Source organism: Aquimarina sediminis, from assembly GCF_002895435.1.
Lineage (GTDB): Bacteria > Bacteroidota > Bacteroidia > Flavobacteriales > Flavobacteriaceae > Aquimarina > Aquimarina sediminis.
Genome location: NZ_POYJ01000006.1, coordinates 19,580 through 42,251, shown reverse-complemented (window position 1 = coordinate 42,251; position 22,672 = coordinate 19,580). Strand labels below are relative to the sequence as shown.

Genomic DNA, 22,672 nt, shown 5'->3' with positions numbered 1-22,672 from the left:
GTTTATGTTTACCCCGTATGATTATTTTTATTTTTCTTGAGTTATTAAACGAATATGAATAAGTTGTGTAATATTGATAGGTTTTTAATGTAGGGTTTGGCGACTTCTTCGTACTTTTGCGCAAAATTTTAATACAATCTTACAAATATTTAGTTTGCATGGCTAATACCAAATATGTTTTTGTAACGGGAGGTGTGTCTTCCTCTTTAGGAAAAGGAATTATAGCAGCTTCTTTGGCTAAACTATTACAAGCAAGAGGGTATAGGGTAACAATTCAGAAATTAGACCCTTACATTAATGTAGACCCGGGAACTTTAAATCCATATGAGCATGGAGAATGCTATGTAACCGATGATGGAGCAGAAACAGATCTTGATCTAGGACATTATGAACGTTTTTTGAATACTCCTACTTCTCAAGCAAATAACGTTACTACCGGTAGAATATATCAAAGTGTTATCGAAAAGGAACGACGAGGAGAATTTCTTGGTAAAACGGTTCAAGTAGTTCCTCATATCACTAACGAAATCAAAGAAAGAATCCAGATTCTTGGTAAAAGTGGAAATTACGATATTGTAATTACCGAAATAGGGGGGACAGTTGGAGATATTGAATCCCTACCTTATATAGAAGCTGTTCGCCAGTTAAAATGGGAGCTAGGAGATACTAATGCCTTAGTTATTCATTTAACATTGATACCTTACCTTTCTGCTGCAGGAGAGTTGAAAACCAAACCAACTCAGCATAGTGTAAAAACACTTATGGAAAGTGGTATTAAAGCAGATATTTTGGTCTGTAGAACAGAGCATGAATTATCAGACGATCTACGAAGAAAACTGGCACTTTTTTGCAATGTTAAAAAAGAAGCTGTAATACAATCTATAGACGCATCTACCATTTATGATGTTCCAAATTTAATGTTGGAAGAAGGATTGGATGCAGTGGTACTTAAACAATTAGTTCTTCAGGATGATGACAAACCTAATCTAGAAAATTGGAACAAGTTCCTGGCTAGACATAAAAATCCAAAATGCCAGGTTACCGTTGGACTTATAGGTAAATATGTAGAGTTACAGGATTCTTATAAATCTATTCTAGAAGCTTTTATCCATGCAGGAGCAGAGAATGAAGTAAAAGTTAATATCGTAAGTATTCACTCAGAATATATTACTGATGATACTATAGAAAAGAAAATTGCTCATCTTGATGGAGTTTTGGTTGCTCCTGGGTTTGGAGAACGTGGTATAGAAGGAAAAATAAAAGCAGTGCAATTTGCCAGAGAGCACAAATTACCATTTTTTGGAATTTGTTTGGGAATGCAAATGGCTGTTATAGAATATTCTCGTAATATATTAGGGTTAGAAGGAGCTTGTTCTATCGAAGTAGATAAAGATACACCATATCCAGTCATCGATTTAATGGAGGAACAGAAAAATATTACCGATATGGGTGGGACTATGCGTCTGGGAGCATGGGATTGTGAATTGGTTGAAAATAGTAAAGTATATGAAGCCTACGGAAAATCTTTGATATCAGAACGTCACCGTCATCGCTACGAATATAATAATAACTATAAAGAGCAATTAGAAAAAGCAGGACTCAAAACAACTGGTGTTAACCCTAAGACAGGTTTAGTAGAAATTGTAGAAATTCCTGATCACCCCTGGTTTGTAGGTGTTCAATATCATCCAGAATATAAGAGTACGGTTGCCAATCCGCACCCATTATTTATAGCTTTTATAAAAGCGGCAGTAGAATATTCAAAAAAAAATAGAGATGTCAAAGTGTCACAATGATGGTAATTGGCGAGATAATTGAAATCGAAATATTAAATATATAATTTTAAAAGCCTTTCTGAATGATCAGATAATGGCTTTTTATACATCAATACATGGAAGAAAAGAAATTTGATCTTAATTCGATAATTGGATTTGCACTTATATTTGGAATCATCGTTTGGATGTTTTATCTAAATCAACCAACTCCTGAAGAAATTGAAGCAGAAAAAGCCAAAAAAGAACAAGTAGAATCTGAAGGAAAAACAGAAAAAGAAAATACTACTGATTTTGTAAAAGAAAACGAAGCTATTGTAGCTAACCCTCAGGATTCTGTAGCATTGTCTAATGCCAAATCTCAGTTAGGAGCATTTGCATATTCTGCGAGTTTACCTTCGGCAACAGATAAATTTACTAAGATTGAAAATGACGTTTTAAGTCTTAAGATAAATAATAGAGGAGGGTATATTACTGAAGCACTGTTAAAAAACTTTAAAACATATGATTCAGTACCAGTATATCTAATAAAAGAAGGTAAAAATGCTTCTTTTAATATTAATTTTGGAACTACAGATAATAGAATATTAAATACCAAAGACCTGTTCTTTGAGCCTTCAGTTTCTAAAAATGGTGACAATACTGTATTGTCAATGAAGCTTAAAGTTTCTGATTCTAAATTTTTAGAATATAGATACGAGCTAAAACCAAATGAATATATGGTAGATTTTACCATAAGATCCCAAGGATTACAACAAGTCTTTAACAGCAGTCAAACTGTTAATCTAGATTGGAAACTTCAAGGGATAAGACATGCAAAAAGTGCATCTTATGAAAATAGATATACAGAGGTTTTGTATGAGTATGATGGAGACAAAGATGATTATTTAGGACAAAGTGAATTTACAGATGATGAGGAACAAAATGTAAGTTGGATTGCATTTAAGCAACATTTCTTTACTTCGGTTCTTTTAACAGATGTGCCATTTAAAAAAGCAGCTTTTACATCCAAAAATATTGCTAGTTCTACAGACCTTGATGATAAGGATATAAAAGTAACAAAAGAGTTTTCTGCGTCTATGCCACTAGAGCTACAGGGAGGAGAGCTTAATTATGCTATGGATTGGTATTATGGGCCGACTGATTACAAAATTTTAAATACTTATAAGCGTAACTTAGATGAGATTGTGCCTTTAGGTTGGGGGATTTTTGGAATTATAAATAGATACTTATTTATTCCATTCTTTGGATTCTTAAGTGGTTTTCTACCTTATGGTATTGCAATTATAGTAATGACAATTATTGTACGTATCATTTTGTCTCCGGTAACATATAAATCATATCTATCTCAGGCAAAAATGAAAGTTTTACGCCCTGAAATTACTGAGATAAACGAAAAACATAAAGATAATGCAATGAAGAGACAACAGGAAACTATGGCTCTTTATGGAAAAGCCGGAGTTAACCCAATGAGTGGTTGTTTGCCAGCTGTAATGCAAATCCCTGTTTTTTATGCATTATTTAATTTCTTTCCAAGTGCATTCCAGTTAAGGCAAAAGAGTTTCCTCTGGGCAGATGACCTTTCTAGTTATGATACAATAGCAGAATTACCTTTTACCATTCCTTTTTATGGTGATCATATTAGCTTATTTCCAATATTAGCTTCGATAGCAATATTTATCTATATGATGATGACAACAGGGCAAACTATGCAAACACAGCAGCCAGGAATGCCAAACATGAAATTTATTATGTATTTGTCACCATTAATGATGTTGTTTTTCTTTAATAACTATGCAAGTGGATTATCATTGTATTATTTTATTTCTAACTTAATTACTATTGGAATTATGTTAGTCATTAAAAATGTAATTATTGATGAAGACAAAATTCATTCAAAAATTCAAGAAAATAAGAAGAAGCCTAAGAAGCAAGGTAAGTTCCAGAAAAAAATGAAAGAATTAATGGAACAGGCTGAACAACAACAAAAAACAAAAAAGAAATAATATTAAATATAATATATCCAGAAAAGCTCCTGTTTAGGGGCTTTTTTGTATTTTGATACTCATTTTATAATTTTGAATTTAGAATATTGGTATACTTTTTGGATATTAGATTCGTTGAAATAATGTCCCAAATCAAATATTAATTATGCGAAGTACATTTTTATTTTGTGTTTTAGTTTTTATATGCTTCTCTGCCCTGGGGCAAAAGTACAATACCTATGATGCCCAAGGTAAGAGACATGGTAAATGGCAAAAGAAATATAATAATAGTGATCAACTTCGTTATGAAGGTACTTTTGATCATGGAAAAGAAATTGGAGAATTTAAATTCTACAAACCAAATAGCGACAAATTTCCAACCGCTATAAAAACATTTACAAAGAATAGCGATACAGTAAAGGTCAAGTACTTTACTCAAAAAGGAAAAGTAATTAGTAAAGGGCAGATGGTAGGTAAAAACCGTATAGGACTATGGGAATATTATCACAATGGATCTGGCAAAATTATGATGACAGAGCAGTATAAATTGGGGAAATTAGATGGAGAACAGCTTACCTATTTTGAAAATGGTCAGCTTACAGAAAAAACAACTTATGTCGATGGAAAGCGTAATGGTAAGAGAATTATTTATTCTGAGTCTGGAGTAGTGATGAAAGAGTTTACGTATGAAAATGATAAATTACATGGCGCTACCAAGTATTATGATACTGATGGGATCTTAATTATTGAAGGGAATTATAAAAGAGACCGTAAAGACGGTATTTGGAATTATTATACTAAAGGAAAGATATCTGAACAAAAACTATTTCCTATCCAAAAAAGAGGGTTGTAGCATTTGTTTTACTCTAAGAAAATAATAAAAGATATTACTTAAATCGTGTCATTGTTATATCTAAATAATCTTGGTAGATTACCTCAATACCAATATACCTCACTTTGATAATAAGTTAATTTATAAGAAAGAAATTCTGTATTTTATTTCTTGATAACAAGTATAGATAATACTATTATAAAACCATATGATAATCCATTAGGGTTACTTTTTTTATTTAGTATTTTTGCAAAAGAAATTAAAAAAATAAATAAAGGAATTTTTGATGAAGAGAGTAATCGTTGGGTTGTCGGGAGGAGTTGACTCTAGTGTAGCAGCATATTTATTAAAAGAGCAAGGCTATGAGGTTATCGGGTTATTCATGAAAAACTGGCATGATGATTCGGTAACTATATCCGAAGAGTGCCCGTGGTTGGATGATAGTAATGATGCATTGTTAGTCGCAGAGAAACTGGGGATTCCGTTTCAGACTGTTGATCTTAGTGAGGAGTATAAAGAACGTATAGTTGATTATATGTTTAATGAGTATGAGAAAGGTCGTACTCCTAATCCGGATGTATTATGTAATCGAGAAATTAAATTTGATGTTTTTCTGAAAATTGCTTTATCACTTGGAGCAGACTATGTGGCTACTGGTCATTATTGCCGAAAAGAAACAATAGTAAAAGAAGGAAAAGAAATACATCGTCTTTTAGAAGGAAAAGATCCTAATAAAGATCAGTCATATTTCTTATGTCAATTATCACAGGAGCAACTTGCAAAAACCCTATTTCCTGTTGGAGAATTATTAAAACCCGAAGTTAGAATTATAGCAAAGGAACAAGATTTGATAACAGCAGACAAAAAAGATTCTCAAGGCTTATGTTTTATTGGGAAAGTTCGCTTACCAGATTTTCTTCAACAAAAATTACAACCAAAAGAAGGTAATATTATTGAAATATCTCCTTCTGAAGAGAAATACTCGCGTAAACCTCCGCACTTTAATTCTAAAATTGAAGAACTAAAATTCTTATCATTTAAATATGATTATAGTATTGATGAAGGCAAGATTGTAGGCAAACATCAAGGAGCTCATTATTATACAAAAGGACAAAGAAAAGGCTTGGCAGTAGGAGGTACTCCAGAGCCCCTTTTTGTAATTGAGACCGATGTAGATACCAATACTATTTATACAGGTCAGGGTAAAAAACATCCAGGACTATACAGGAGAGCTTTGTTTATATCTAATGATGAATTGCATTGGGTTAGAGAAGATCTTAGGCTTAAAGAAGGAGAAGAACTAGAAGTTATTGCAAGAATCCGATATAGGCAACCTCTAGAAAAAGCAAGGTTGTATATGGTGGAGTCTGGGATGTACGTTGTTTTCGAAAAAAACCAAAGTGCAATAACAGAAGGACAGTTTGCTGCCTGGTATATGGATGATGAATTAATAGGGTCTGGTGTGATCTCCTAAAAAGAATATATATACATATTTTCATATCTAGAATTGATGAATACAATAAAAGAACTATTTAATATTGAATACCCGGTTATCCAGGGAGGGATGATATGGGCTAGTGGTTGGAAACTAGCAAGCGCTGTGAGTAATGCAGGTGGATTAGGACTCATTGGGGCAGGGTCAATGTATCCTGATGTATTAAGAGAGCATATTCAAAAATGCAAAAAGGCAACCAATAACCCTTTTGGAGTAAATATTCCGATGTTATATCCTAATCTTAGTGAGATTATAGAGATTATTATAGAGGAAGAGGTGAAAATAGTTTTTACCTCTGCAGGGAATCCGAAAAAGTATACTTCTTTTCTAAAAGAAAATGGAATCACCGTAGTGCATGTGGTGAGTAGTCTTAAGTTCGCATTAAAAGCACAATCAGCAGGAGTTGATGCCGTAGTAGCAGAAGGTTTTGAAGCAGGGGGGCATAATGGAAGAGATGAAACAACCACATTAACTTTAATTCCTATAGTCAAAGAAGAATTGAAGATCCCATTAATTGCTGCTGGAGGTATTGCAACCGGGGCGGCAATGTATGCTGTGATGGCTTTGGGAGCTGATGGAGTACAGGTGGGAAGTCGTTTTGTAGCTAGTAATGAGGCATCATCTCATATAGATTTTAAACAAATGGTAGTAGACGCCAAAGAAGGAGATACTCAGCTTACTCTAAAGGAATTAGCCCCCGTGAGGTTGCTTAAAAATAAGTTTTATCAAGAGGTAACAGAATTATATGCCAAAGACCCTTCTATTGATGATTTAAAAGCACTATTAGGTCGTGCCAGAGCAAAAAGAGGAATGTTCGAAGGAGATCTTCACGATGGAGAACTGGAGATCGGACAGGTATCTGGATTAATTCATGATATTAAACCTGCCAAAGTCATTATAGAAGATATGATAAAAGAATTCAAAATAACCCAAAATAGGATGAAACAAGTTTCTCTCTAAATAACGCATATGAACTCTAGAAAAAAGCAACTCAAAGCCTTCGATAGACTACTAACGATAATGAATGAACTTAGAGAGCAATGCCCTTGGGATAAAAAGCAAACTCTTCAATCCTTAAGGCATTTGACGATAGAAGAAACGTATGAGTTGGGCGATGCAATTCTAGAAAATAATCTGGACGAAGTAAAAAAAGAGCTTGGAGATTTGCTTTTACATATTGTGTTTTATGCCAAAATCGGCAGTGAAACAAATGATTTTGATATTGCAGATGTAGCAAATGAAATCTGTGAAAAACTAATTCATAGACATCCTCATATTTATGGAGATGTTGTTGTTGAAAATGAAGAGGATGTAAAGCGCAATTGGGAGAATTTAAAACTTAAAGAAGGGAAGAAAAGTGTACTTGAAGGCGTTCCTAAATCACTTCCTGCAATGGTAAAGGCTAGTAGGATCCAGGATAAAGTAGCTGGAGTAGGTTTTGATTGGGAAGAGCCGTATCAGGTATTCGAAAAGCTTAAAGAAGAACTTGAAGAACTACAACACGAAGTAAAAGTGCAAGATCAAGATAAAATAGAATCAGAGTTTGGTGATGTGCTTTTTTCTATGATTAATTATGCTCGCTTTCTTAAAGTAAATCCAGAAGATTCTTTAGAACGTACAAATAAAAAATTTATAAAAAGGTTTCAATACTTAGAGTCAAAAGCAAAAGAGCATAATAAAAGCCTTGATGAAATGACTCTTGCCGAAATGGATGTGTTTTGGGAAGAAGCAAAAAAGCTATAATCTAACTATACTTTTCTTATTTATTACCGATTTTGTTTTGTCAATAATCACTGGATTAAGTTCTTGATAATTGCTATACTCCTTTTTTTGAGGATGCTTAGAGTTGACTTTTTTCCGCAAAATCGAAAACTTAAAAATGCTGTTTTTTTGTCATTTTTATACGGTTTTAACATAATTTATGATTTTTTTTTCATTCGAAAACACCTAGTTTTACTGAGTTTTTAGGTAAGATATTATCGGGAGACCCTTTGCAAGTGAGGTTTTATAGAAAACAAGTCGTAAATTTATGGTAGTAGTTATTTACTAAATAATTATGCGGCTAACTCAAAAAAAAATACCATTACTATTTTTATTGAGCATCCTTTTTTTATTTACATCTTCAAATGCAAATTGTTTTAATGCTAAGTTAGATGCTAAAAAAAAGGGTGAAGATTCATCCTACCTTTTATCTAATATCGAGAATATAAATACCAAAAATGATACTGAGTTTTCTATTTATCATGATCAGAGTTTAGAACAAATAAAAGATAAAGACTCTACATCTATATTTAGGGATTTAGCATTCTCATATGCTAAATCCAATCAACCTGAGTTAGCATGTATATTTATAGAGAAATATATTAAGACTAGTCTAGATGTTAACTTTGTTAGTCATAGCTACTTTAAACCAATTAGTACTTCTACATCTTATAAAAAGTTAATCGATAAATACCTTAAAAAATTCGATTGGTGGGGAGTCTTTTGCTTTTATGTTGCTTTTGTAGGTTTTTTTATATCTATAGTTTTAAATTTTAGAAAAAGAGCCGATAAGGTAGCAAACTTTTTGATGAGTACATTTGTGTTGATTCATTCCTTTTTTATAATTCATATTGGTGTATACCTTATAAATTATCAATATGATTTCCCCCATATATATTACGCATCAACTATTTTTTCATTTCTCTATGGACCCATGATGTATTTTTATATAAAGCGAGTAACGGTGCAATACCGCTTCAAAAAAGCTGATGTATTACACTTATTACCAACCGTAATACTTAGTTTTTTATTGGTTCCGATTTATATGTTGACAGGAGAAGAAAAGCTAAGAATAGGGTTAGAAGGTGATCGGGAATATCTATTTCTAATTATGAGTGGTAAGTTAATCTCACTTCTGGTTTATGGTGTATTGGTAATTATATTGCATATAAAGTATAGGAAAAAATATACAATTGGATCCAAAGCAATACATTATTGGCAAAGAAATATTGTAATTTTTTGTTCAATATATATTATGTCGTATGCTATATATACTGTACTGATAATGCAACACGTATTTAGTGGTTTCCTATTTTATGTACAAATTGTATCGATGTCTATGTTAGTATTGTACGTTAGTTATTCAGCATTTGTTCAACCTTCCTTATTTGAGAAAAGAAAGGTGGTTCCTATAGGGGTTAAGAATAAAAGGAACAAATATGAAAAATCTGGGTTAACACAAAGCTTTTCATTAGAGCTTAAAATAAAACTATTACATTTATTGGATGTAGAGAAAGTTTATAAGCAAAATGATATTACTCTCCAGAAGCTTTCTATATTACTGGATACTACTAGACATAACACTTCTCAGATTATAAATGAACATTTTGAACTGAATTTCTTTGAACTAATAAACAGGTATAGGATTGAAGAAGCTAAAGAGATTTTAAAAGGAGAGAAGTATAGAGGTTTTAATATTATCGATGTCGCCTATGAGGTTGGTTTTAATAATAAAGTAACTTTTAATAAATCTTTCAAAAAATACAATCAAATTACACCTTCAGAATATTTGAAACTATTTGTTGCTTAATCACAAAAAATCAAAAATTGATAGGATAATAAAACCACTACTCCCTTCTTAGGTTTAAAAAAAAAGCTTCTATAAAATACAATTTTCAATCTGTAATAAAAAGATGTAATTTTTGCCTTATAAATCCGACTACTGATATATACCTATAATTTATAATAGATACTGTAAATTATAGGTCATAATTATCTATGAATAATTATGTGGCTAACTCAAAAAACACAAATATCATTTTTTTTATTAATCGTTCTTGTTTTATTTGTTTCTTCCAAAGTATACGGGTTTGATAAAGAAACATGTATAAGCAATAAGAATGCTAAGGAGTATGCCCTTTTGGTACTTCATAAGAGACAATATTTTGATAAAACTTATGCATTAGGTGTAAAACCATATTCTGAAACTGTAAATGATCAGAATATTGATTCAATATTTTTGTTTAAAAAACTCGCCTTTTCCTATGCTAAAGCCAATAAAGAAGATTTAGCATGTATGTATATTGAAAAATATATAAAAAGCAGTTTGGACGTTTCTTTTATTGAGCATAATGCTTTTGACTGGATAAGTAGCTCTGATTCTTACCACAAATTAGCAGATAAATACTATAAAAAATTAAATATCTGGTGGATACTTTGTATGTATGTTGGTTTTGTCGGAGTGTTTATATCAGTAGTTTTAAACTTTAGAAAACGTTCGGATAAAATAGCAAACTTTTTGATGAGTATGTTTTTGTTTCAGCATTCAGTATTTATAATTAATATTGGCTTGCTACCCACAAATTATGAGTTTTACTTCCCACATTCGTTATACTTGTCTACGTTGTTTTCATTTTTATATGGTCCTCTTATTTACTTCTATTTTAAAAGAGTGACCATAAATTATAAGTTTAAACTTATAGACATATTACATTTGATTCCTACATTTTTATTAATCTTTTTGTTATTTCCTGTATATAATCTACCAGGAGAAGAGAAGTTGTGGATAATGTTGAATGATGAACGTCCATATATTACCTTAATATCAGATACTAAATTGTTATCATTATTGGTGTATATGGTTCTAGTAATAAGGATATATATAAAACCAATACAGAGTAAAACACTTGTAAGTAAAATGCACCATATTTGGCAGAGAAATGTTATTATTCTTTGCTCGTTACACATAATTTCATACGTCATTTATGATACTTTGATGATTAGACGTATTACAAGTGATTTTCCTATGTATTTTCAAATTATATCAATCGCTTTACTGGTTTTATATATATGCTATAAAGCATTTGTTCAGCCTGGTATATTTGGTAGCTTGGCAATAATCAAAAAAGGTGTGCACGATGAATTGGGTAAATATAAAAATTCTGGTCTTACCGATATGTTATCCTTAGAACTAAAAGATAGATTGTTAGATTTAATGAATAAAGAAAAGATATATAGAAAAAATGATATCAATCTTCAGAAACTTTCAGAGTTTCTGGGTACCACTAGACATAACACATCGCAAGTTATAAACGAACATTTTGATCTCAATTTTTTTGAGTTGATTAATAGATATAGAATTGAAGAGGCTAAAGAGCTTTTAAAAATGGACAAACATAAAAAAGTTAATATTATTGATGTAGCTTATGAAGTAGGTTTTAATAATAAAGTAACCTTCAATAAATCGTTCAAAAAATACAACAAGATTACTCCATCTGAGTATGTTAAATCCTAAATGAATTGTATTGGTAAACTTTCTTCGGCAGAGGTAAAAACTTATAGGGATTACCTGATTTTGTGGTAACAACCGGTTTCTTTGATAGATAATCATAAACAGGAAGGTTGAGTGTAGACTATTTCCATTTAAACTTTGTTTGAGTTTTTTGAAATAAAATTGAGTTAGCCATCAAGATATTCTTGCCTTCCTTTTATGGTTTTATCTAATAACTATGTTAAGTATTAATTTTTTGAAAATTTTTATCTATGAAAGTACATTATTACAAGTTCTTAATGTTGTTTTTCTTTGTATGTAGTATAGCATTTGCTCAAGAAAAAACAATCTCAGGAACAGTTACAGATGATAAGGGTTTACCACTGCCAGGGGTAAATGTCCTTATTGAAAATACTAATAGAGGAACGCAAACCGATTTTGATGGAGTATATACTATTTCAGCTAGTCGAGGAACGGTAATTTCTTTTAGTTATGTGGGGTTTGAAACTAAGCAATTAGCGGTTGGTGATAGTAATACTATCAATGTTAAATTGATTGCCGCTGCCTCAGAGTTAGAGGAGATTGTTTTAGTTGGGTTTGGAACAAGTACAGAAAAAAAACTAATCCAAAGTATTGGAACCATAAGAACATCGGCAATTGAAGATATTCCTGCGGTTACTGCTCAAGAATTACTTCAAGGACAAACTAGTGGGGTGCAATTTACGCAAAGCTCCGGAGTATTAGGAGCAGCTAATGTAATCCGCGTAAGAGGAGTATCTTCTCTTAATGGAGGATCTCAACCTCTTATTGTAATTGATGGAGTTCCTTTAAGTGATGATATTAACACTTTTAATAATGGGGGAAATACCGGATTGAACCCTATTTCGGATTTAAACCCTCAGGATATTGCTTCTTTTTCGGTTCTTAAAGATGCCGCAGCAACTGCTATTTGGGGTTCGCGTGGGGCAAACGGGGTTATTTTGATTAAAACAAAAGGAGGGAGAAAGAATAGTGATACAAGAATAAATCTTGATGCTTGGACTTCTTTTACTGATGTTACTGACTTAACGGATATATTATCTCCAGTACAATATGCGCAATATCGTTTTGAAAGAGGGCAAGCCGGAGCAAGTAGCGGGATAGGAGCCATAACCGATATTCCTTCTGATGGTACAGATTGGTTAGACGCAGTAACCAGAACTGGATTTTCTCAAAATTATAATGTATCAGCACAGGGTGGAGGAGAAAAAACTAGCTTTTTTATAGGTACAGGTTACTCTGATCTTGAAGGAGGAATTATCGGAAACAACCTTAGAAGAATTAACGGAAGAGTAAATCTTGATCATAAAGCGAATGATTGGTTGAATCTTGGTTTGAATTTATCAGTGACCAATACATTAAATGACCGTATTAATACTGAAAATACGACTTTTGCACCTTTGACATCAGCTTATTTGATTCGTCCATTTATACAGTCTAGAGATGAAAATGGAAACTTTATCAATAATGATTTTATTCAGAATATTGAAGCCATAGAAGCATTGCAGGTAAATCAATCAGAGAGTACCAGGGTTATTGGTAATATGAACGCTACTGTCACATTTGCAGATGGTCTAAACTATAAAGCTTCATTTGGAATTGATCGAAGTCAAATTGATAATTTTACCAGGATTCCAGAATTAATTGACCCTTCTGCAGATGGAGGAACGACTCCTGGAGGTAATGCTCAAAATTTTATTGCAAATGATAATAGAATTATTACAGATCACACTTTAAACTTTAATAGGGTGTTTAATGGGGTACATTCTTTAGGAGCAGTTGCCGGGATATCCTATCAGGAAACTACTTTTAATACAATTAATGTAGCCTCTGAAGACTTTCTTTCTGATGATTTAAGAAATGTTTCTAATGGTGCTGTTCCCACTTTAACAGTACAATCTAGAGAAAAAAGAAGCTTATATGGAGCTTTCGGGAGAGTAAATTATGATTATAAAGGTAAATACCTCGTTGAGGGATCTTTTAGAAGAGATGGATTTTCTAGATTTGGAGTAAACCGAAGATTTGGTAATTTTTGGTCAGCGGCTGCAGGATGGGTAGTATCTGAAGAGCCATTTATGGAAGATATAGAAGAAATCAGCCTTCTGAAATTTAGAGCAAGTTATGGTACATCAGGAAATGATAGAATTGGAGGGTCTTTTCCTTCTTTAGGGTTGTTTGGATCGGCAGTACCTTTGTTACCTGCAACTTATAATTATAATGGAAGTGGAGGTATTGCACCTATTCAAGCTGGTAATGCAGATTTGACTTATGAAGAAAGTGCCACCCTTGATTTAGCATTCGAATTAGGGTTGTTTCAAAATAGAATAAATCTGAATGTGAATTATTTTGATAAGAAAACAACAGATTTGTTATTAAATGTGCCTGTCACTGAAATTACTGGCTTTGCAACAATCACTGCTAATGCAGGAGAACTTAAAAATAGCGGGTGGGAAATCGGACTTAATACCAAAAACATCATTACCGATAATTTTACATGGTCTACCGATTTTAATATCTCCTTTATTGATACCGAAGTGACCTCTCTGCCAGGAGCAAACGACTCACCAGAAGGAAGATTTATTCAAGCGGCAGGTGCCAGACAAAGAGCTATAGAGGGTCAATCAACCAATAATTTCTATCTGGTAAGATATGTGGGGGTAAATCCTCAAACTGGAGATGCCGAATATCTTGATAGAGATGGTAATGTAACAACTACTCCCAATTTTGATACAGATAGAGTTGTGGTTGGAGATGCGTTACCAGATTTTTACGGAGGTATAACAAATACGTTTACTTATAAAGATTTTGATTTAAGCTTCTTAATGTCATTTACGTATGGGAATGATATATTTCTTGATGGATTGCGATTTGTTGGAGCACCTGATAGAGTAGGTACATTTAACCAATCAGTAGATGTTCTGGACTATTGGAAACAACCAGGAGATAATGCAACATATCCACGATTAGGTAGCCCTACTGAAAACCTTTATAGACAGGTTTCTACTTTTCAGCTTAGAGATGGTTCTTTCTTAAGAATGAGAAATTTAACTTTCGGATATACGCTCCCTGAGAGTTTATTGAAAAATAGTAAGTTGTTTAAGAAAATAAGAATATATGCTACGGGTAATAATTTGTTCGTAATTAAAGGAGATAGTAATTTGGATGGTTTTGACCCAGAAGTAACAGATGATATAAATCCGTTAATACAAGGGGAAACGTTTTTTACTGCACCTCAAGCGAGACAATTTTTACTGGGAACCAGAATTACTTTTTAAATTTAAATCCATAGAATATAATGAAAACAATTCTTAAAACATATAAAATATTGCTATTGATAGGAGTTTTAAGCTTCGTTTATAGCTGTGATGATGAACTCGAAATTAGTCCAGAGGATAGTTTGACAGAAGATGTAGTATTCTCTTCAGAATTTGCAATCAGAGGTGCGCTTACAGGGTTATATGGGCAGGCAAGAGAGGTTGATGCTTTAAATGGGAATAGATATGCCTTAAGCGGAATACAATCTGATGAGCTTACATTTGTAGGGTCTTTTACATCTTTGGCAGATTTATTCGAATATGCTACACAAGCAACAAATACAATCACACAAGAACCATGGGACGAAGGGTATGAAATTATTAATAACGCCAATTTTATAATTACTAAAGTCCCAGATGTCGATATTATAGATTTTACAGAAGAAGAGAAAGCCCTTGTTATAGCGGAAGCTAAGTTTATGAGAGCTATGATGTATTTTGAAATGGCTAGAGTGTACGCACAACCGTTTCAATTTGATAATGGTAATAACTTGTGTGTTCCTATTTCTAAAGAACCTTTTGATGGAGGAGCATCACCAACAGATTTTGATCTTCCTAGAGATAATTTAAGTGCAGTGCATGCATTTATTATTCAAGACCTAGAAGATGCAATTGCAGGATTGCCTGTAAGTACAGATAATACCAGAGCTTCTAAAAGTACAGCTCAAGCTTTATTGGCAAGACTTCGTTTGTATAGAGAAGAGTGGTCTGAAGCTGCTACTTTGGCTAATGAGGTAATTAATTCTGGTTCATATGAATTTGCCTCTGATTATTCCTTTTATAAAACATTATCAGATGAGAGTGTATTTGTATTGGCAAACACTGCAACCGATGGAACATTTGGAGGTTCTGGGCTTCATAATTTTGGAAACCCATCTCCTGCAGGTAGAGGAGACCTTTTTTACTCAGAGTTTTTGGTAAATGCTCTCGAGAGTGGTGTTTTGGCACCTGGAAATACGGAAGGGAAAGATTTAAGATTAGTACAAGCAGCAATTCCTGGGAATGATACAAATGGAGTTGAAGAAATTTTTCAAAACAAAATAAGTGCAACTGGTAACGATCCATTACCTATTATTAGAATTACAGAAATGTATTTTATTAGAGCAGAAGCGAACTTACGAGGAGGATTAAGTGTTGGGGACACTCCGGTTAATGATATTAACCTTATTAGAGGAAGAGCAGGGCTTGCAGATTTGGTTACTGTTACTTTAGATGATATTCTTAATGAACGACTAAAAGAATTTGCTAGTGAAGGTCATAGAAGAATGGACTTGTTAAGAAACAGATTACCATTAAGACAGGCAGGGAATCCACAGTTTACATTAGCAGGATTTGGAGCAGATAAAACTATCTACCCTATACCTGCTAATCAAATAAACTCTAATCCAGCATTGCAAGGGCAACAAAATCCGGGATACTAATCGGTTTTTGTATTGTTGAGTTTTAAAAAATTACCCATTAACTATGAATAGTTAATGGGTAATTTATCTTTTAGAATGAATGGAACTATCGTAAGATTCAACGATAATAAATCAAGATTAAAGTTGCCTAATCTTATTAAGTTTTGCTTTCCATACTTCTAAGCTTTCTCTATGTTTTTCAATATTCTTTTGAACATCCATTACAAGTGGATTATCATCCTTGGCATGTTTAAAGAATTGAAGATTATTTTCTAACTGGCGAATTTCGCCATTAACTTCATCAATTTTTTTACGAATAAAGTTTTGCTCATTTCTAAGTGCGCGATCATCTGTTTGATTAGATAAGGAATGCAGTTTATTCTCATATTTAATGAGTTCAGTTTCCTTACGGCTCAAATTAAGCTGTTGAAAAAGATCATCAAGAATTTTGTTGTACTCACTCTCTATGTTTTTCTTTTTATAAGGTACTCTACCCAAAGTTTTCCATAGAGCAATATTTTCTTTTATTGTAGCAAGATCAGCTTCTGGATCACCTACTAGCTTTAACTCTTTTAGGTTTTCAATATGCGCTTGTTTCTTTTCTAAAGAAACTACTTCCTCTTTATTGGCTTCGTTTCTTTCTGCATGAAGTTTGTCAAAATAAGAGTTACAGGCATCTTTAAATCTTTTCCAGATTCTGTCACTATCCTTGCGAGGAACATGACCAATTTTTTTCCAGTCAGATTGGATTTTTTTCATTAACGGAGTAACTGTAGCAAAATCATCACTATCTTTGTTGTCCTCTGCTATTTGAATCAATTCCATCTTTTTACTTAGATTATCAAACTGATCCTTTTTAAGGCTTTTGTAAAATGAATTCTTATTGCGATTAAAATCTCTAACAACAGTCTTAAATTCACTCCAGATCTTTTCATTCACATTTGAAGGAACTTTTCCCGCTTTAAAAAACTGATCTCTAAGTTCTTCTATTTCTTTTATTTTATGTTGCCAGCCGCTATGATTTTTGGGATGATCTGATCCAACCTCTGCAATCTTGGCTATAATTTCTCTTTTTGTATCTAGATTTTTTTCATAAACTTTATCCAGATCTTTAAAATATTTCTGTCTATTTTCATGGATTTTCTTGGTCAGCGCACTAAATTTTTCCCAGATAGGTTCTCTGTACTCTTTTCCTACTGGTCCCAAATCTTCTTTCCACATTTTATGAAGTAGCTGTAACTCTCTGAATGCTCTGTTTACATCAGTTTCTTGGGCTAGTTCGGTAGCTCGTTCTATAATTTTAAGTTTTTGTTCAAGATTATGCTTAAAATCTAAATCTCTAAACTCTCTGTTGAGATGTAAGAAATCATAAAAATTCTCAGTATGGTGATGGTATGTATTCCAGACAGTATTGTATTTGTCTCTTGGTATCGGTCCTGCATTACGCCATCTCTCCTGTATATTTTTGAAATGATTATAGGTAGTGTTTATATTTTCATCTACATTAAGTAGCCCTTTTAGTTCATCAATTAACTCTAATCTTTTTTTAAGATTCTCCTGAAGATCTTTTTTTAGATTTTGATAATAAGCATTTCGCTTTTCTTTATAATCAAAATAGACAGAATTAAATTCTTTTTTTACGGGAGTAGAATAGTAAAAATCAATGATATCTCCGCCATCAGCCAAAAACTCTTCCTTTTTTTGCTCTACTTCTTCGTTAAATTTTTCGTTAAACTCATTTTTAATTTCTTCAACATGCTCTTTAATTGTTTGAATTTTTTCATCCTTAATCAAATTCCGAAGTTCTTTGATTAATTCTTCTTTATTCATGGCATGATAATCTTTCTTTTCGATATCATGGCGTTCAATTGTTGTCTCGTCTTCACTATGTTCTGCCACTGCTTCATCCATTTGATCTTGAATTTGAGCATCTTTCTGTGAAGTAGCTTCAGGTTGTACGGACTCTTCTTTAGGAGATGAACTATTCTCTATAGATTCAGCTTTTTCTTCCTGAACATCTGTAATTTGTGTATTAATTATAGAATCCGAAACTTCTTTCGATTCAGTATTACTAGCCTCTTCTATAGGTTCAGAAGGTACTTGACCGGATTTCTCGGAGACTTCTGAGGTAATTGCTCCTTGATTTTCGACTTCTAGATTTACATCTAAAGTTTTAGTCTTATTCTCTCCATTTCCATCTGCCTTGGGCAGGTTATCACGTGTAGACATTGTGCGAACGTTTTTGTTTATCTAAGCTTAATGCCTGACTAAGATACTAACATATTAGAAAACCTCAAAGTTATTGAAAGACTTTAAGAATACTTCGATGCGTAATAAGTAAGAATTTTATTACTATATTGAGTAGGAAATTATGTATTCCAGATGCTCCAAGCCTTTTCGGCTTGTAGAATTAACATTTGTAATCCGTTAGTAACTTTAGCACCTTTTTCTTTTCCTTTGATCATAAAAGCGGTCTCGTTAGGATTGTAAATTAGATCATATAAAACATGGTTCTTACCGATGTATTCATAAGGAATATTTGGGTAATCATGAATATTAGGATGTGTTCCCAAAGGAGTACAGTTAATTATTAAGGTGTATGCATGTATTATATCTTCATCTAGATCATTATAGTTTAGCTCATCAAAATCAGGATTTCGAGATACAAACATATAGTCGATATCTAGTTGACTTAATGCATAAGCAATAGCTTTTGAAGCTCCGCCTGTACCTAATATTAATGCTTTTTTTATAGTGCTGTTTAGTAAAGGTTTTAGAGATTCTATAAAACCATAATAATCGCTATTATACCCTTTTAATTTTTGATCCTTACTTAATTTAATAACGTTTACAGCACCAATTTCTTTTGCTATTGGGTCTAAATCATCTAGATAGGAAATAATTTCCTCTTTATAGGGTATCGTAACATTCAAGCCTTTAACCAGTGGATCTTTAACGACCTTTTTGATATCGTTGATTTCTTTAAGATCGAAGTTGTTATACTCGCAATCTAAATGCTCTTTTTTAAATTTTTCAGAGAAATAGCTTTTTGAAAAAGAGTAATCGATATTTCTACCTAATAACCCGTATGTTTTTTTCATATTTAAGTTTTTAGCGTGCGTTGACCATACCATTCTAACCACAAAACGATACCGATACCGATAAGGATATAGAAGATCCCCAAATGGGTTTCAATTATTGTAAAATCTGGAAAATAACGATCGTAATTATCGAGTATGGGGTTTCCTAATGCATCAATTTGTGTATTGCCCAAAGCATCAACTTTATATATTTTGTACTTCCAGGGCCAAACTACTCCAAGGGAGCCAGTAATGAACCCAATAATTGCAGCAAAAGTTGCATTCTTATAATACTTTAAGACATATCCTAAAAAATGTGACAAAGTGACTAAACCAGTTAATGACCCAAAACTAAATACGATTAGCACTTTTAATAATCTAACCCTTTTGGGATCGTCAATAAATGACAGATCCCATTGTATTAGATCTGCTATAGTATCGTATAATGCATTTACTGAATCAACAAGCAAAAGAACATAATTTCCTAATAGTATGAGAATAAAAGAACCCGATAATCCTGGTAATGTCATCCCCGATACGCCAATAATACCACAGACAAATACAAACCATAGATTGTCATTTTCTTTTGCTGGCGCCAATAAGCTAATGCTAATTCCTATAGCTATACCAATAAAAATAAGACAGATATTTCTTCGACTCCAATCATCAAAATCTTTCACGATATAATAAATGGAACCTATGATCATTCCAAAAAATGCTGCCCATACATATAGTTCGTAATGAACAATAAGATAGTCCAGAATTTTAGAAACGCTAAAGTAACTAATAAGCATTCCTAAAATTAGAAGACCTAGAAATCTCCCATTAATATATCTCCAAAAACTATTAAATCTAAAATTGATAAATAGTTTAAAAGCTTTAAAATTTATTTTTTGTAATGAATATATAAACTCTTCATAGAAACCAGCAACAAACGCTACTACGCCTCCTGATACACCGGGTACCTTATTAGCAGCACCCATAGCTAAACCTTTGATGACAAGGAAAAGTCTATCGGTAAAGGTTCGTGTACTTTGTTGCATAGGCTAATCTGTTTTTTTCGTAGATAGGCGTTCTAAGGTAAGGATTAATAAGAAACCAACAGTGACCAGTCCTAAAACCCAAATTAGCTTTGGATCTCCATCAAACTGAGAAGGTAATATACTTTTTTCAATAAAAGGAACTTTGAGTCCTTCAGAATTAGTTCTCCAGGATAGCACTTCTTTCCAAGGCCATAGTTTATTAAGTGACCCTATCATAAACCCTGTGAGAATAGCTAAAGTCATATTGTTATGATGTTTAAACATCCAATTAAGTACTTTCGAAAATAACTTTAGACCTATTATAGCACCAATAGCCATGATTAGTATTTTAGAAATTGCCTGCCATAACATATCAAAATTCATGTGCACTAATCCTTCTCTCAATTGATTAAGAATATCGATGGCTGTTTGATATACTCCTAAAATTAACAATATAAATGCACCAGATACTCCAGGGAGTATCATTGCTATGATTGCAATAAACCCACAAAACATTAGATACCAATTACTATCTGGAGAAGATAGAGGTTCTGCAATAGTTATAAAATAGGAGAGCACTGCAGCCAAAACGATACCAAAAATCACTTTTGGTTTCCATACTGTAATTTGTTTTCCTATATAAACAATACTAGCAAGTACCAACCCAAAGAAAAAAGCCCAAAGCAGTATAGGTTCATTATGCAGTAACCATTTAATAAGTCTAGCAAGCGAAAGAATACTAGTGATAATACCTAAAAAAAGTGCAGATAAAAAGGAAAGGTTATATTTTTTCCAGGAGGCTTTAAAGCCTTCTTGTTTCCAAGTTGAAAAGAAACCAAAATCTAAATTGTTAATGGTTTCGATTAATTCTTCATATATACCGGATATAAATGCAATTGTCCCTCCGGAAACTCCAGGGACTACATCTGCTGCCCCCATGGCTAATCCTTTTGCAGAGATGATAAGATATTCCTTAAGATTTCTAGGCATTCCTTTTGTGTTTTGATTTTTTAATCAAAACAAATGTATGGATTTTTGGAATGTAATCTATTAGAAAAAAACTAGTCTTTTTTAGAATTATTCGTATTCAGAAATGATATTTTTAACCAACGTAAGATTAAAAATTTTTTCAAACAGTTCTTCTAAAACAATATGGTACTCATAATCTAGTTCAAGAGCTTTCCTTATATGATATTCTCCTTTTTCGTAATCTTGCATTTCATAGTATAGTCCCGCAAGTCGATATTGAACTTCAGCATTATCAGGATAAAATTCAATTGCTTGATATAAGTTTTGTATCGCAGCATCAGGTTCTCCAATATACCTCAGGATATCAGAGCGATTTAACCATGTCTCTATTTCGTAATTTCCTAATTCTAGTGCTTTTCGGTATCCTCGTTCTGCTTCTTCAAAAAAAGCAAGTCTATTGTTTATTTTGGCATAACGTTTCCAATACAAAACATTTTCGCCATCGATATTTATTGCTTTATTGGTATAATATAGCGCTTTTTGATAATCACGTTTACGCATATAATAATCTGTAATGGCTATCCATCCTTTGTCAAGTAATGGATCTTCATGAACTGTTTTAGAATAATGTTGAATGGCTAAATCATCATTTCCTAGCCTTTCATAACATTTTCCTATTCTTAATAGAGCAAAAGAAGTAGGATCATCAAGTTCTAAAGTTATTCTATAGTTTTCAATGGCTTCACTATGTCTTTTTAATTTCTCTAATACTTTTCCTTTCTCAAGGTAAGCGCCAATAAAATATTCATCACTTATAATAGCAAAATCAAATGAGGTAAGCGCTTTTTCATATTCATTCAAATCAAAGTATTGTTTGCCAATTTGATGCCAGGCAACTTCGCAATAAGGATTTTTGTCTAAAAACATATTTAGATACTCAATGGCCTCCTGGTGTTGTTCAAGAAAGTCAAAACAATATATTACGTTATAAAGTGCAGAATAATCCTGATTATCTGCTTCTAGACATCTCATAAAGTTGATTTTGGCATTTTCAAAATCATCCATAAAAAGATATTCCATCCCTATAAGAGAATAAACATCTGCTGTATCATCGGCATAGCTTAGAGCCATATTTAATAGCTCTATTGCTTTTAAATGCTCATTTTGCTTCGAAAGGATATTGGCCTTTTGGATATAAATTTCTTCATTTTCGGGCTCTATTGCATATAATTGTGCTAGTAGGCTATCTGCTTTATCCAAACGATTTTCAAAAACTAGTACTTCAACTTGTAAGAGTTTAAGGTTAACAGATGATGGATGTTGGGATAGTCCCAAAGAAATAGCTTTTTTAGCCTTGGCAATTTTTCCATTTTCTAGATAGTGATGAATAATAGATTCAAATTCATCTGAATCAAAAAATTTAACATCATTAGATCTCAGCATAGACTCATATCGAGTAATTGAGAAATTATTTTCTTCTTCTTCTTCGTGGTTAAATTTCATACACGTTGAT

Annotated in this window: 15 protein-coding genes; 10 read left to right on the top strand and 5 right to left on the bottom strand. The window is 32.5% G+C overall.

From position 1 onward, the window contains the following. The first annotated feature begins 158 nt into the window (after positions 1 to 158). The 10 genes from C1X07_RS14105 to C1X07_RS14060 all read left to right on the top strand — a co-directional run bounded on the left by C1X07_RS14105 (position 159) and on the right by C1X07_RS14060 (position 16,109). Positions 159 to 1,796, top strand: coding sequence for a CTP synthase (locus C1X07_RS14105; protein WP_103070680.1), 1,638 nt, complete (start codon positions 159 to 161; stop codon positions 1,794 to 1,796). Between the two features lie 95 nt (positions 1,797 to 1,891). After that, positions 1,892 to 3,778 (top strand): membrane protein insertase YidC, encoded by a 1,887-nt coding sequence (gene yidC / locus C1X07_RS14100; RefSeq protein ID WP_103070679.1) that lies wholly within the window; start codon positions 1,892 to 1,894, stop codon positions 3,776 to 3,778. A gap of 145 nt (positions 3,779 to 3,923) precedes the next feature. Next, entirely contained in the window at positions 3,924 to 4,610 is a 687-nt protein-coding gene (locus tag C1X07_RS14095; RefSeq protein WP_103070678.1) for a toxin-antitoxin system YwqK family antitoxin, read from the top strand. Positions 4,611 to 4,875: 265 nt separating this feature from the next. Next, on the top strand, positions 4,876 to 6,063 hold the full coding sequence (gene mnmA / locus C1X07_RS14090) for a tRNA 2-thiouridine(34) synthase MnmA (RefSeq protein WP_103070677.1): 1,188 nt from the start codon (positions 4,876 to 4,878) through the stop codon (positions 6,061 to 6,063). A gap of 36 nt (positions 6,064 to 6,099) precedes the next feature. Next, entirely contained in the window at positions 6,100 to 7,044 is a 945-nt protein-coding gene (locus C1X07_RS14085) for an NAD(P)H-dependent flavin oxidoreductase (protein WP_103070676.1), read from the top strand. A 9-nt stretch (positions 7,045 to 7,053) separates the two neighbouring features. Further along, positions 7,054 to 7,827 (top strand): nucleoside triphosphate pyrophosphohydrolase, encoded by a 774-nt coding sequence (gene mazG, locus C1X07_RS14080; protein WP_103070675.1) that lies wholly within the window; start codon positions 7,054 to 7,056, stop codon positions 7,825 to 7,827. Positions 7,828 to 8,179: 352 nt separating this feature from the next. Continuing rightward, positions 8,180 to 9,655: a helix-turn-helix domain-containing protein gene (locus tag C1X07_RS14075; RefSeq protein WP_164914165.1), complete on the top strand. Its 1,476-nt coding sequence runs from the start codon at positions 8,180 to 8,182 to the stop codon at positions 9,653 to 9,655. A 198-nt stretch (positions 9,656 to 9,853) separates the two neighbouring features. Beyond that, entirely contained in the window at positions 9,854 to 11,359 is a 1,506-nt protein-coding gene (locus C1X07_RS14070; protein WP_103070673.1) for a helix-turn-helix domain-containing protein, read from the top strand. 248 nt (positions 11,360 to 11,607) lie between these two features. Beyond that, the gene (locus tag C1X07_RS14065; protein ID WP_103070672.1) at positions 11,608 to 14,649 is read left to right on the top strand and encodes a SusC/RagA family TonB-linked outer membrane protein; all 3,042 of its coding nucleotides are present in this window, start codon (positions 11,608 to 11,610) and stop codon (positions 14,647 to 14,649) included. Positions 14,650 to 14,669: 20 nt separating this feature from the next. Beyond that, complete coding sequence (locus C1X07_RS14060; protein WP_103070671.1) at positions 14,670 to 16,109, top strand: RagB/SusD family nutrient uptake outer membrane protein; 1,440 nt, start codon at positions 14,670 to 14,672, stop codon at positions 16,107 to 16,109. Positions 16,110 to 16,226: 117 nt separating this feature from the next. Here the strand turns inward: C1X07_RS14060 and C1X07_RS14055 are convergent, their stop codons facing one another. The 5 genes from C1X07_RS14055 to C1X07_RS14035 all read right to left on the bottom strand — a co-directional run bounded on the left by C1X07_RS14055 (position 16,227) and on the right by C1X07_RS14035 (position 22,662). Further along, positions 16,227 to 18,317, bottom strand: coding sequence for a DUF349 domain-containing protein (locus C1X07_RS14055; RefSeq protein ID WP_103070670.1), 2,091 nt, complete (start codon positions 18,315 to 18,317; stop codon positions 16,227 to 16,229). Between the two features lie 140 nt (positions 18,318 to 18,457). Beyond that, positions 18,458 to 19,189, bottom strand: coding sequence for a shikimate dehydrogenase family protein (locus tag C1X07_RS14050; RefSeq protein WP_103070669.1), 732 nt, complete (start codon positions 19,187 to 19,189; stop codon positions 18,458 to 18,460). Positions 19,190 to 19,191: 2 nt separating this feature from the next. Continuing rightward, positions 19,192 to 20,211, bottom strand: a complete 1,020-nt coding sequence (locus C1X07_RS14045) for a DUF368 domain-containing protein (protein ID WP_103070668.1) — start codon at positions 20,209 to 20,211, stop codon at positions 19,192 to 19,194. Positions 20,212 to 20,214: 3 nt separating this feature from the next. Next, positions 20,215 to 21,180: a DUF368 domain-containing protein gene (locus C1X07_RS14040; protein ID WP_103070667.1), complete on the bottom strand. Its 966-nt coding sequence runs from the start codon at positions 21,178 to 21,180 to the stop codon at positions 20,215 to 20,217. 87 nt (positions 21,181 to 21,267) lie between these two features. Beyond that, positions 21,268 to 22,662, bottom strand: a complete 1,395-nt coding sequence (locus tag C1X07_RS14035) for a tetratricopeptide repeat protein (protein WP_103070666.1) — start codon at positions 22,660 to 22,662, stop codon at positions 21,268 to 21,270. Positions 22,663 to 22,672: the final 10 nt, after the last annotated feature.